The organism is Dyadobacter sp. OTU695, from assembly GCF_038440355.1.
Classification (GTDB): Bacteria; Bacteroidota; Bacteroidia; order Cytophagales; family Spirosomataceae; genus Dyadobacter.
Genome location: NZ_JASATN010000004.1, coordinates 142,456 through 155,799 on the forward strand (window position 1 = coordinate 142,456; position 13,344 = coordinate 155,799).

At 52.5% G+C, this 13,344-nt stretch carries 8 protein-coding genes; 1 reads left to right on the top strand and 7 read right to left on the bottom strand.

Annotation, left to right across the window (positions count from 1 at the left end; translation table 11 throughout):
• The first annotated feature begins 261 nt into the window (after nucleotides 1-261).
• On the top strand, nucleotides 262-1,074 hold the full coding sequence (locus tag AAHB90_RS10770) for a class I SAM-dependent methyltransferase (protein WP_342085015.1): 813 nt from the start codon (nucleotides 262-264) through the stop codon (nucleotides 1,072-1,074).
• A gap of 123 nt (nucleotides 1,075-1,197) precedes the next feature.
• On the opposite strand, the gene AAHB90_RS10775 is transcribed toward AAHB90_RS10770, so the two are convergent.
• Genes AAHB90_RS10775 through AAHB90_RS10805 form a run of 7 tightly spaced genes read right to left on the bottom strand, consistent with a single transcriptional unit; the run spans nucleotide 1,198 to nucleotide 13,140 of the window.
• Nucleotides 1,198-3,165, bottom strand: coding sequence for a glycoside hydrolase family 127 protein (locus AAHB90_RS10775; RefSeq protein WP_342085016.1), 1,968 nt, complete (start codon nucleotides 3,163-3,165; stop codon nucleotides 1,198-1,200).
• Between the two features lie 25 nt (nucleotides 3,166-3,190).
• Entirely contained in the window at nucleotides 3,191-5,194 is a 2,004-nt protein-coding gene (locus tag AAHB90_RS10780; protein ID WP_342085017.1) for a beta-L-arabinofuranosidase domain-containing protein, read from the bottom strand.
• Between the two features lie 57 nt (nucleotides 5,195-5,251).
• The gene (locus AAHB90_RS10785; RefSeq protein WP_342085018.1) at nucleotides 5,252-6,337 is read right to left on the bottom strand and encodes a glycosylase; all 1,086 of its coding nucleotides are present in this window, start codon (nucleotides 6,335-6,337) and stop codon (nucleotides 5,252-5,254) included.
• Between the two features lie 14 nt (nucleotides 6,338-6,351).
• Nucleotides 6,352-7,965: a RagB/SusD family nutrient uptake outer membrane protein gene (locus tag AAHB90_RS10790; protein ID WP_342085019.1), complete on the bottom strand. Its 1,614-nt coding sequence runs from the start codon at nucleotides 7,963-7,965 to the stop codon at nucleotides 6,352-6,354.
• A 34-nt stretch (nucleotides 7,966-7,999) separates the two neighbouring features.
• The gene (locus AAHB90_RS10795) at nucleotides 8,000-11,374 is read right to left on the bottom strand and encodes a SusC/RagA family TonB-linked outer membrane protein (RefSeq protein ID WP_342085020.1); all 3,375 of its coding nucleotides are present in this window, start codon (nucleotides 11,372-11,374) and stop codon (nucleotides 8,000-8,002) included.
• A gap of 20 nt (nucleotides 11,375-11,394) precedes the next feature.
• On the bottom strand, nucleotides 11,395-12,417 hold the full coding sequence (locus AAHB90_RS10800) for a FecR family protein (RefSeq protein ID WP_342085021.1): 1,023 nt from the start codon (nucleotides 12,415-12,417) through the stop codon (nucleotides 11,395-11,397).
• A gap of 45 nt (nucleotides 12,418-12,462) precedes the next feature.
• The gene (locus AAHB90_RS10805; protein ID WP_342085022.1) at nucleotides 12,463-13,140 is read right to left on the bottom strand and encodes an RNA polymerase sigma-70 factor; all 678 of its coding nucleotides are present in this window, start codon (nucleotides 13,138-13,140) and stop codon (nucleotides 12,463-12,465) included.
• Between the last annotated feature and the right edge of the window lie 204 nt (nucleotides 13,141-13,344).

Genomic DNA, 13,344 nt, shown 5'->3' on the forward strand with positions numbered 1-13,344 from the left:
TAACGGTTTTGCAGGACGGCATTCCGGAGGGGATCAACGCGGTTTATGACGACCGTTTAATCAGTTAGGCGAAACAGTCACTCCGTTAACTCGAAAAAGCGGAATTGTCAGAGATAATGGTCTGATAATGAATGTACATTTGGGCTGTGGAATGGCTGTCAGAAAATGAGTTCCAGCCTCGGATACTGAATGATCAGTATGGAACAGGGAAGTCGGTTTACTGAACTTGCGGCCTTATTAAAAACAAAAAACAAAAATCAAATGAATCCAAACAAAGCACTCTGGGAAAAAGGAGATTTCACGCGCCTGGCAGAAACCATGCGCAGGAGCGGGTCGGAGCTGGTCGCAACATTAGGTATCAAAAAGGGAATGGACGTGCTCGATCTGGGTTGTGGCGATGGGACCACAGCCATCCCCGAAGCAAAGCTCGGCGCGAACGTGCAGGGTGTCGACATTGCCAGCAACCTTGTGGAAGCGGGTAACCGCCGGGTGAAAGAGGAAGGGCTCACCAATATCTCTTTCCGCGAAGGCGACGCGACCGATCTGCACGATATCGCGGACGAATCGTTCGATCTTGTGGTCAGTATTTTCGGGGCGATGTTCGCACCCAAGCCGCTAGACGTTGCCAAGGAAATGTTCCGCGTGACGCGCCGAGGCGGAAAGATCGTAATGGGCAACTGGATACCGGGCGACCCGACACTCGTAGCGCAAATCCTGCGGGTAAGTTCCGCATACACGCCCGCGCCGCCCGAAGGGTTTATCAGCCCGATGCTCTGGGGTGTTGAAAAAGAAGTAACCGAACGTTTTGTCGCTGCCGGCGCCTCGAAAGAGAACATTTCGTTCAGCAGGGAAACATTTACATTCGAAGGGCCTTTTTCCACAACCGATTTCCTGGCAAGATTTCGTGATTACTACGGGCCGACAATGAATGCATTCGAGGCGGCAGAGATGAATGGCAAGGCCGCAGACCTGGAACGGGAACTGGCGGCATTGTTCAATAGTCAAAACCAGAGTGGTGACAAGAATACCACATCCATTCCCGCGACTTTTCTTAAAGTAACGATGATTCGTTAGGGATCAGGTCAAAACTTGTCTATTCGTCATGAAAGCAGCATGTCCGCTTTGGCACGTCTATCGTTCCAAAGCGGACATTTTTTTAGTGGAAGCTGGATTGAGTCAGTCACGGTAAGAATGCTGCTATTCGGCAATCCTGATATGCTTCATCTTCACGGGTAGCCATACTTGCATGGGGCCACGGCCGCGGTTTGCCCACGTATAATACGGAATAGCGGTCACAGTCTGCGGTTCAAGCTTTACATTCAGGCCGTCGGGCGTGGCTTTTACCATTTGCAGGTTAGCCTGAATGGACACAACCGGTTCGTTCAGGATCTGGCCTTTCTGAATACTGAATGAAGGGTTTTCAGGCACGAGCAGGTTCCATACCTCACCCGCATTGTCGGCACCTTCCACGCAATACACGATGGGGCCGCGTTGGATGGCAATGCGATCCGCGTCTGCCTTTACTTCCTTGCGGGCCTTAATCTGCCGCACTTCCATCGGAAGCTTTACTTCGATTTCATCGCCGTTCTGCCACGTGCGGTCGATCACCGCATACCCCTTTTCCGTTTGATAGACAACGGGATTGCCGTTCAGCAGTATTTCCACCTTTGCATTACCGGCGCCGGCAAAGTTGTACAATCCACCCGGAACAGCCGTTTCGGCCGCCCAGCCGGGAATGCGGATTTGCAATGTGTATTTAACTTTCTGTGGAGGTGAGACCTTGATCTTCACATTACCGTCCCATGGATAATTGGTATCCATTTTCAGCGGCACGGCCGTTTTGCCAAACTGAAAAGTTGTATTGCTGCCCACAAAGAGATTCACCCAGATATTCTTGTCTGATTTACCATAAATATAATCCCCGACCGACGCCACGAGTCTGGCGATGTTGGAAGGGCAGCACGCTGTTCCGAACCATGCACTGCGGGCATTGTTACCCACAGACGAAAGCGGGTTTCCGTAAAAGAAGGTGTCGCCGCCAAGGCTAAGACCGTCCAGGGCACCATTGTAAAGGCTGCGTTCGAGGACGTCGATGTATTTGGCCTCGCCGGTGAGGGAATTCATGCGCTGGTTCCAGAACACCATCCCTACCGACGCGCAGGTTTCACTATATGCGGCCCCGTTGGGCAGGTCGTAGTCATCGGTAAAGCCTTCGTTGTGGCCGGAGGAGCCGATTCCGCCCGTCAGGTACATGTTGCGGTAAACGACGTCTTCCCAGACGGCGGTCATGGCATTCATATAGCCGGGGTCCTGTGTGACGGAGGCCACGTCGGCCGCGCCTGTATACTGGTACATGGCGCGCACGGCGTGGCCGGTAATTTCTTTCTGCTGCTTCACAGGCACGTCGTCCTGGCAATATTTGGGGTCTTTCCATTCGTCCCAGATTTTGCCCTTCCCATGGCCGTGCCCGCGCTGGTCGAGGAACCAGTCGGCGAGTTTCAGGTAGCGGTCTTCTTTTGTCAAATGATATAACTTCATCAGCGCCAGTTCGATTTCCTGGTGCCCGGATACCCACGGCCGGTTGGCGACGCGGAAAGTAGAATCGATATGGTCGGCGAAATGAATGGCGACATCGAGCAGCTTGCGCTTGCCGGTGGTATTATAATAGGCAACGGCCGCCTCCATCAAATGCCCGGCGCAGTAATCCTCATGCTTTTCCATGTCGGTCCAGCGCTGCCTGAGGTCGGTTAATGTGTAATAGGTATTCAAATAGCCGTCCGGTTGCTGAGCAGCGGCGATCTTGTCGATCCATTCATCGGCTTTCTTTTCCAGGGCTGCGTCGGGACGGTTTTTGAGCGAATAGGCCATGGCTTCAATCGCCTTGTACACGTCACTGTCGTCATAGTAAATACCCTCGTGCTTTTCGCCTTGCTTTCGGGCCACCTTTTCAAAATTCCGGATACGGCCCGATTTTTCCTCGGTTTGAATGATACACGCATTGAGTGTGGCCGTTGCTACTTTTTCCTGTTTGGGTTTCCAGAACTGGTCGGTAATGTTGACCTCCGAGAACCGTACGGGCTGGATGCGCTGCTGCGCTTGGGCGGGAAATGCCTGGATACAGGACACCAGCGCTGCGCTGACATATATTTTAGGAATTAACTGCATTTCAAAATTCGGTTTATATCAAAAATTACTTTTTACGGATCACCGGAAACTGTGAAATCCGCAGATTGGTACAACCATAAGGAATCAGCACAATGTCTTCTTCCTTTTCATCAGTTTCGAGCTGGTAGGTGAGGCTGTACGGAATCGGGCCGGCCATTTCATTATACAACCCCCACGAGGGGATACGCCGCGCTTTGGTCCTGATCTGCAACGGAGCATTCTCGGGATTCCATGGGTAGCCGGAAACCGGTTTGGCAACTTCCCATTTGTACTGCTCTTCCAGCTTGCTGTCCGGCGTGAGTATCAATCCGTAATTCCAGGGAGTGGTAGGCCGAACCTCCGTATAGCTGGAACCGTAATCGATCGGGTCTTTATCGTTTTTCACCAGTTTGGAGGTTTCACCCACTTTCAAGGCATAGGTAAGCGGCCCGCGTTCGACTGAAATCGAATTTTCGACCCAGGTATTTTTGAATATATGCATAGGCAGGGTCAGTTCCACCACATCGCCTTTTTCCCACTCGCGGGTCAGTTTTACGATCTGATTACCTTCGGGTTCCAGCCAGACCTTGGCATTTACCTTGATAACACCCTTTTTGCACCATGCCGGAATACGCAAATGGAATGGGAATATGGCTTTTGCAGAGGGATTTACAGTGAATTTAATGGTTTCTTCGAAAGGGTAGGAGGTTTCTTCCTTTACAGCCACTTGAATACCTCCCGCAAGCTTGATAGTGGCTTCGCTGGCTGCATAGGTTAGCGCCGCAATGCCTTTATCGGCAGTAGCGTACCACAGGTTTTGTACAAATTTCGGCCACCCCTGATGCATGTTGGAAGTGCAGCAAGGGTAGCCGGTGAGCAGGCCCATGCACACATCGGTACCGCCGTGGTTCACGTCGAAGTTGCGCTGGTGGCGTGTCATCATCACCTGGTTGGCCTGCTGAAAATACTGGCGGGTCATGAAATCGTCGGAAGCTTGGGTCGGTAACGCATTGAATGCCACTTTTTCGAGCATATCGGCATAGCCTACATCGCCGGTGATTTCCAGGATGCTTTCGAGGGAGAACATCATTTCCACCGCCGAACACAGCTCCGAGCCTTGTGTGGGGTCGTTGCCATGCAGCGCTTCGTCGCCGCCATAAAGGCCGTGCGCCATGCCATTGAACTTACGGATGTCGGCGAAGCCTTTTTGCGTAGCGTCGAGGTATTTTTGCTCCGGATGGTGCTGGAAATAGATCAGCGGGGCCTTAATGCCCTGCGCCAGGTTGACGCAGTGAATGCTGCCGCGCGTCGATAGCATGTCTGTGTTCAGGAATGCATACGTGTAGTCGAATGTCTGCTGGTGTATGATATTGCCCAGGTCGAGCAGGAACTTGTCGCCGGTGATGTTGTAGAGCCAGTACACGACCATTAGATTGTCGGCACCCCGGTACCGCGCCCAGAATGTCCAGTTATCGAGCGGTTTTGATGGCAGTTCTTTTAATTGGTATTTAAAATAATTGGTCATTAAAGTGATCACCCGCTGGTCACCGGTGGCCGAATAGTACTGTTTCAATATTTTCAGCATCACCATTTTAGGCCACCAGTCGCGGCTGTTGTCGCGCTGCACGCCGGGTTCGTGACCATAATCCTTCGACGGGCCGAAATAGCCGTCGGGCTGCTGGCTGGCGAGCGCCCACTCCACCCAGGGTTTGGTTTTGGCAATGAGGTCCTTGTCGTCGAGAATGTATGCGAGCGGAAGCAGGCCGTCGATCCAGTAAGGACCCCGTTCCCATTGGTCGCCGTCGCCGCCGAGCCATCCGTTGCGCTTACCCATTACGAGCGGATAAAGTTCGTCAAGCTTGCCGGTGGAGCCGTTTTGCTGGCGGACGAGCATTTCTTTGAGCCAGCCTTGTGGCTTGATGGCCCCTAATGGCAGCTCGCTGTATGGATTCGAACGGAGCGGGATTTTGCCGGGTGTATAGCTTACTTCTTTGGCCGGTTGGGCGGTTGCTTGCAGGCCGATGAGTAAAGCGAACAGGAGTTTTTTCATTTTGATGGTTGTCAGGTGTGGTCAGGTTTTGTCAGGTGTGGTCAGGTATGGTCAGGGTTATTTGATTTTTTGGAGCTCTTTGGAGGTGGCTAGGGCGATTACGCGGCCGTGGTGTCCTACGGCATTGTAAAAATGGTATACCACGCCGTTCCATTTGACGACCCAGGGTTTGTGGGCGTAGGTTTTGTCGTAGGGCTCGGTGGAGGAAATCAGGTCGGGGCCGGTCCAGTCGGTCCAGTTTTGAAGGTCGTAGGAGCAGGCGAAGCGTTCGAAGGCGCCGGGTTTCCAGAATGCCCCGAAATAGAACATCACATACACGTCGCCGATCTTCGCAATCTGCGCGTCGCCGCAAATGCCCGTGTTTCGGGTGATCAATGGCTGATCGCCCAGGCGTTTCCAATGCTCCATATCGTCTGAAACCGCCATGGCGATGCTTTCGAAACCGTTGCCTTTCGCGTCGCCCTTTTCGCCTTTGGCATTGTAATACATCACAAATGGATGTCCGGTTTTGCGGGCCTTGTCGCGGATTACCAGGCTTTTGTAGATCGTTTTGTCGTCGTACCAGCGGACGCCCTTGTCCACGGCCGAAAGTACCGGCTGCGGCAGGCGCATTACCTCTTCCGGTTTGGTCAGGTCCGTGCTTGTGGCGATGCCAATGCCGAGCCTGCCTGCTTCGTAGCCTTTTTCGGAACCGCCGAGGTAGGAGAGCCAGTATTTATTTCCGAATTTTTCAGGTTCGTAGCTGCCTCCCCATTCGGTGTCGACCAGTCCCACATAACCGGCCTTCTGCGTGGCATCCCACGTGTTTTCGGTGAAAGACATGATCTTGCCTAAATGCGTCCATTGCAGCAGGTTATCACTTTTGGAAAGCCAGGTTTCGTAACCCCTGCCATCGAAAATAATGTAGGTCATGTACCAAACGCCACCTTTACGGAACACGGTAGGACTGTCGACCATCCGGCCGCTGTCGGGCTGGGGAATTACGATGCCGTATTTGTAAGGGGTTTTTACTTCCTCAAAAATTTTCTGCATGACTTCCTGCGGGACTTTGGTCTCAGCGGCCGCTGGTTGCGCCAACGGCCCGCCGACGTGTTTTGCCGGCCCAAAGCCAGCCGTGAAGATTAACAGGCAACCAATCAGCATTCGCTTCATATTAACTAATTATAGTCCGGGTTTTGGGTAAGTTTTGGATTGGAATTGATGGCTATCTGCGGGATCGGGAACACGGCCCTGAATGCACCGCTGGGTTTATGCGACAACCAGCTTTTCGTGGTGTAAACCCCGAAACGGATCATGTCGCGGCGACGGTAACCTTCCCAGGCGAATTCCCAGCCGAGCTCGTCGAGCATCCTGCCGTATTGTACCGGCACGGCATTACCGGGATCTGTCACTTTATAGTTTTCGACATATCCATATTGATAACTGCTGCCTTTTTGCAGATCAGCGCCCGACACCGTTGCCTTCACAGGCTTGGCCGAAAACGCCCTTGCGCGCACCTGCGACACCACTGCGGCCGCTTCGTTCGCCTTACCCGTACGCAGGAGACATTCCGCTTTCATCATCAGGACCTGTGCATAGCGGAAGAGCGGAAAATCATTGCCCAGGCTACCCTGAGCGCCTGTTTTTACTTCAAACTTATTCATCCGGTAACCTTCGGCCTCGCCGGTATACAGGCCGTCGGGCAGCTCATTGGTGAGCACCACATTCTTGCCGGCCTGATCGTAGGAGCCTTTCAGCGGCGTCACACCATCTGCGGCAAACTGCGGGCCGATCATCCATGTCGCTTTCAGGCGCTGATCGTCGGTATCGTAGGTATTGATAAACTGGGGCACGCCCTTGGCCGAGCCCGCGCCCCAGGGCGTTGCGAGCATATTCACCTTATTTTTCAGCGACGCATGCCACGAAAACATGTGCGCGCTGAACCCGCCTGCCAGGTTTTCTTCAAATGGGATTGCAAACACGATCTCGGGCGAATTTTGATTTTCGGTAACAAAAGGCGCCGACAGGCCGGTTTCTAACTGGTATTTGCCCGAAGCGATAATGTCATTGCACTGTGCAAGGCATTCCTCCCATTGGGTTTCACCCGCGTAAACACCCGCATTCAGGTACACGTTCGCCAGGAGCGTTTTGGCCGCCCATTTATTGAAACGGCCGTAAAGCAGCATGTTTCGCTCTTCGCTCAGGTTTGGAATGGATTCGGTCAGTTCTTTTACGATGAATTGGTAAAGCGCTTTCCTTCCTGTTTTTTCAAGGAGCTCCTCGGAGCGGTCGGTGATCAGGGGCGCCTCGCCGAAATTGTCCGCAATAAGCCAGTAAAAGAATGCTCTTACCGCCCGCATTTCGGAGATCAATGCCTCTTTGGTAACACCGGCTGGAATTGCAATTTTGCTGTTCGATAACTGGTCAATCAGCCGGTTGGCATTGATCACCCCCGAATAGAAGGTGTTCCACATGCTGTTGATCTGCGGGTTTTCGGAATTCCACGTGTGCAGGTGCATGCGTTTGTAAATCCCGCCATCGTCCCAGCCCGACGCGTTGGCAGGCATTACAATGCCGTCGGCCGTGGATTCCTGCGCCATGTACCAATGCGTGTGCGAGATCAGGTTCCGCATGGTGGCATAACTGATGCTCATTGCCTGGTAAGCATTGGAATAATTATAGGTATCCTCCGTCACTTCGGAGTAGATTTTCTCGGTCAGGTCGTTGTTGCAGCTGCTGGCGGCTATGGTCAGCAACAGTGCTGTTCCTATATATGATTTCAATGGCTTCATCGTGAATATGCTTTTTGAAATGAGGATTAAAAAACTAGAATGTGAGCATCACACCCGCTGTGAAGCTGGTGGTAGCAGGGTACCGGTTCTTGTCGTCGATACCGGGGAACAAGCCGCTGATACCCACCTCCGGATCGATGCCTTTGTAGCCGGTAATGGTGTAGAGGTTGGCCACGGACAGGTATACGCGGGCATGTCTGAGGTATTTGTTTTTCAACCGAAGATTGTAGCCTGCCGTAATGTTGTCGATCTTCCAGTAATTGCCGTTTTCGATGTAATAGCTCACATAGTTCAGCGACTGGTCGTCGGCCAGGGGGCGTTTGCCGTAAATCGGGTCGTAGGCATTTGAGCGCAGGTTCCCTCGGGTGAGCATTACCGGAGCGCTCCAGAACATTTCGGTCATGTTCAGGATCTGGAAGCCGAATGCTCCGCGCATGGTCATGTTCAGGTCAAAGTTTTTGTAGGTCAATGTGTTATTCCAGTTCAAATACCGCTTCGGCAGGCCGTTTCCGATGATCTGCTTGTCGTCGGCCTGCTGCTGGGCAATAGGTTTGGGCTCGCCATTCTTTCCTTCGATGATCCAGTGACCGGTTTCATCGATGTCGATCGTTTTGAACCCCCAGAAATTGCCGAGCGGCTGTCCTACCTGCACGCGGTGTGTGGTTTGCTGAATGGGTTCGCCGGTATTGCCTGTATCGAAATAGCCGCTGGCTAATGCGAATTTGTCGTTCGATAATGATAGGATCTTGTTCGCATTGGTTGAGAAATTGACAGAGGTAGACCAGCGAAATGCGGCGGTTTGCAAGGGAATGGCATTCACCTGTATTTCTATTCCCTTGTTCTCCATGGAAGCCGCATTGGCGGTGATGGTGCTGTACAAATAGGGTGGGGTAGGGACAGGGAAGTTCGCGATCAGGTCACGGGTTGTGCGACGATAGAGATCGATTGAACCGGACACGCGCTCGTTTAGGAAGCCATAGTCGATACCGATGTTTACCTCCTCTTTCCGTTCCCAGCGCAGGTCGGGATTGGCGTTGTTGGATGGGTTGATAGCCTGCACCCACTGGCCGTTGATGAGCACATTGGTATTGAAATTAATCTTATTCAAAGAAATATAAGAACTGCCCGGCTCGGTACCCGTAACCCCGTAGCCTCCGCGGAGTTTCAGGTTGGATATGGTGTTTGAATTTTCCAGAAATGCTTCTCTTTTCAAATTCCAGCCCAGTGAAAACGCCGGAAAGCTACCCCATTTGTGGTTGGCCCCGAAGCGGGAGGAGCCTTCGTGACGGATACTGGCCGAGAGCAGGTATTTATTCATAAAACTATAATTCACCCTGAAAAAGTAGCTGATCAGCTTGTTCTCGGACTGCACCGACAACTCGGGCGCCTGACCCCGGCGGAGCGCCAAACCCGCGCCGATGTTGTTGTAAGAAAAATTGTCGGTGGGAAAATCCCAGTTTTGCATCCAGTACTCCTCGGTGTTGTACCTGCGCCAGGTATGCCCGGCCAGAATCACGAAATTGTGGTCGTGAATGGACTTGTTGTAGTTGGCCGTAAATTCAAAGAGGTCGTCCTGCGAGCGGGTCGTACCACGCGAGGCGAAGCCGTTCCGGCCGTTTCTACTGGTGGAGTAGTGGTTTTTGGTTTCATAATAACCCCGCGTGCTGTTGAACATATCCCGTGCAAACAATGCCTTGATTTCCAGTCCTTCCACCGGCGCCAGCGAAATGGTACCGTAAGTACGGAGGTTGTTATTGCGGTTTTGCCCGTTCGATTCCTCGATCAGCGCTACCGGGTTCATATAGTCGGTTTTGTCGGTGCGCTCCGTCCATTTGCCGTTTTCATCCTTTAATGGCTCGGTAGGGTTGAATGTGAGCGCATTGCGGTACACCAGCCCGGAGTAAGGCCCGCCATCGATCGAGAAGTATTTCTGCTGATAGCCGCTCAGGTTGGCATTGACTTTTAACAAACCATTAAACATCGAGTGGTTCACTTCAATGCGTGGGAATACCGTCGTATTGTCTGATTTCTTCATGATGCCGTTCAGCCGACGGTATTCCATGCTCACTATATAATTGGTGGTCCGTGAGCCGCCGCGCAGACTGATATTATGCACCTGCGATAGCGGTTTCTGTGTCACCGCGCCCAGCCAGTCGGTGCTGTGGCCGTAATCGATGGCGCCGGGTTTTCCCTGGGCTGCCAATGCGCGGTACTGGTCCACATTCATGAAGTCCAGCTTGCGGGTAAGTCTTTGGGTTGTGAAATAAGAGTTCACTTCCAATGTCGCCGGCGTTTCGCCTTTTACTTTTCTGGTGGTAATCAGTATAACACCGTTCGTGCCGCGTGTGCCGTAAATAGCCGCTGCCGAGCCGTCTTTCAGGACATCTATGGATTCAATATCTTCGGGAGCTACCGTATTCAGGCCCCCGGGTACGCCGTCTATCAGGACGAGGGGCTCGGAGCTGGCGTTGATGGTCGCATTGCCCCTCAGCGAAATCTGCGCCGTGGCGGTAGGATCGCCGCTAGGTGTGATGACGCTCAATCCGGCCACTTTTCCACGGATAAGTTGGGCGGCGTCCTGAACCGGGCCTTTCACAAAATCTTCGGCTTTCACACTCGCGATCGCCGTAGTGATCTGTTCGCGTTTTTGCGTGCCGTAGCCTACTACTACCACCTCTTCAAGACTTTTCAGGTCGGGAGCCAGCGTAATATCGATTACCGAGCGGCTGCCAATAGACACTTCCTGGTTTTGGTAGCCAACATAGGAGAATACCAGTATGACTTCCGTTTTGGGTTCGTCGCTGACCGAAATGCTGTATTTGCCGTCCACACCGGTAGTGCTTCCCCGTGTGGTGCCTTTGATGAGCACGCTCACACCAGGCAGCAATTCTCCACCTTCGCCTTTTACGACGCCGGATACGGTTCTGTCAACCGTTTTGTGAGTCAGTTCCATCGTGGAATTGTTGCTTTGGACCGACATGGTATAGGTTTGTTGTGGAACGGGGGAAGCTTCCCCGGGGATAATCTGTTCGTTTTGCTTCGCTCCCGTTCTGGAATCCTCGGCAGAGGTCAGGATCAGGTACGTCTGCTTGCTGACCTTTTTGAAGCGCAGGCCCGACGGAAGGATATTGTTCAGTTTCGCCTCGACGGTCTGCCCTGGCTGGACCTGCGCCGGTGTCACAAAAATGCCTTCCAGCAGTTTTTCTTCGAAAAGAATATCAACCTTGTATTGCTTTTTCACCTGCATCAAAGCATCCCTCAGGGTTATCCGGCTTCCGGGGATTTGGGTAGGGACCGCATTGCTTTTCGGACGGTTCTGTGCCATCAGCTGGGCTTTGAGAGGGACACCATCCAACAGGCATCCCATCATTAAGGCCACCAGAACTTTAACGTGTAATAGTTTCGTCATGATTATGAATGATTAAGGAATTACAAATGATCCGAGTCGAGCACAAAGGTCTCGGCCCCGTCCTTGCCCGAGTGGGTGACACGCGCATTGAGCACGTCGGAAAGGACTTTCAAAACATTGGCGGGGTCGCTGGCATTGAATGTACCGCCTATCGTTCGCCGGGCCAGCGTTGAGTCAGCTACGATCACGTTCACCCCGAAATGCTCGCTGATCTGATAGGCGATTTCTGAAACCGGCGTGTTTTCGAACATAAACCGCCGCTGCTTCCAGGCTTGGTGCGCCGAGAGGCTTTCACTGTGTTTCAGGGTCAGCGTTCCCTGGGTGGACATCGTTGCTACATCGCCGGGTTTCATCAACATGGGTTTCGGATTCGGCTCGTTCAGGGAACGCAGCTGCACGCTTCCCTGGCTGAGCACTACTTTCGAGCCGCGCTCCCGGCTGTATACGATGAATTCGGTCCCCAGCACCCTCACTTCCAGCTTGTCGGGTGTGCGGACGATGAACTTGCTATGCTCGACCGTATGCTTCACCGCAAATTCGGCTTCCCCTTTCAGCCTTACTTCCCGCGTCCCGCTTCCGAACCCGAAACGCGGTACATGCAGTACCGAATTGGCATTGAGCGTAACCCGGCTGCTATCGGGTAAAACAACAGTCCGGATCTCGCCGTAGGCAGTTTCATATTGTTTGTACAGCCAGAAATCGGAAAGCAAATACGCGCCAAGAGCCAGGAAAACGGATGCGGCCGCTACCCATTTGAGCACGTAAAGCCGCCCGCGCAACGTTGCGAGATGCGGAGACGCTTGCTTTCCTGGCTCGTGCATATCTGCGCTTTCGTGAACGGTATATAGTGAACGTTGGTACGCGCTTTCAACATCCGGGGTAAACTGCGGATTTTCGGTTTCCCATTCTTCCAGCCATTGAAAATACAACTCGCGGTTGGCGGGGTGTTCGAGCCATCCCTGAATCAGGATGTTCTGCATCCGGGTCGTTTTTCCTTCAAAGAAATTTTGGATGACCTGTTTGGAGAGAAGTGATTTTTTCATACTTCGTTGAATTCAATAGGACATATATCCGATAGCGTTATGCTGTCAGACGAATAGGAGTAAAACCTGGATCAGAGAAAGCAGGCCGTGATCCTGCAATGCTTTTCGTAGGATCGAAAGCCCTTTGGTGATGTGGCCTTCTACTGTTTTGACCGAAATTCCCAGCTCTTCGGCGATAATGGTGTTCCGCTTTCCCTCAAACCGGCTCATCAGAAATACCTTCTGGTTTTGCGGTGACAACGACCGGATCACTTGCTCGATTTTTAGCACCAGTTCCTGAAATTGCAGCTCCTGCTGGGGAGAATTGGCCGGAGCGGCCACGGAAAGGTCGCCCAGCTCTTCGGTTGCCGATTCTTTGCCGAAATTTTTGCGCATATGATGGAACGCCGCATGCCGCACCGTCGCGAACAAGTAGGAACGGTAGGACGAGGTAACGGCCGTATGGAGCTGCTTCGACCAGAATTGACTGAATACCTCCACGACAATGTCTTCGGCAACGTCCCGGGCATACACAAAACGTACGGCATGGCTGCACAACTGCTTGTAGTATCTTTTGAAAAGGAGTTCGTAGCCCCTGGCAGGATCGGTGGCAAATGCCTGTTTGATAAACAACTCCGAATCGACAAAGTCTGCCGGAGGTTTCCTGGAATCCGGGAAATCAGACGCCAATCCCGCCGGGCCACTCTCACCAGCATTATTTTCTACGGAATACTTGTGGTTCATACAGTAATGTAAGTAGGTTAATGATAAGAGTACTTTGCAGGGCCGCTACCCTCGCCCGTTTTGTGAAATTTTTATTTTTTTTGTCACTTTTTGCTACTATTTGGAGGATGAAGGACGAAAGGAGAAGACCGGATAGTAGTTCAAACCCGTACGCGCGATGTCCGAATTTGAACAGTATTGGTAGGCAGCACATCGAGAAACTGG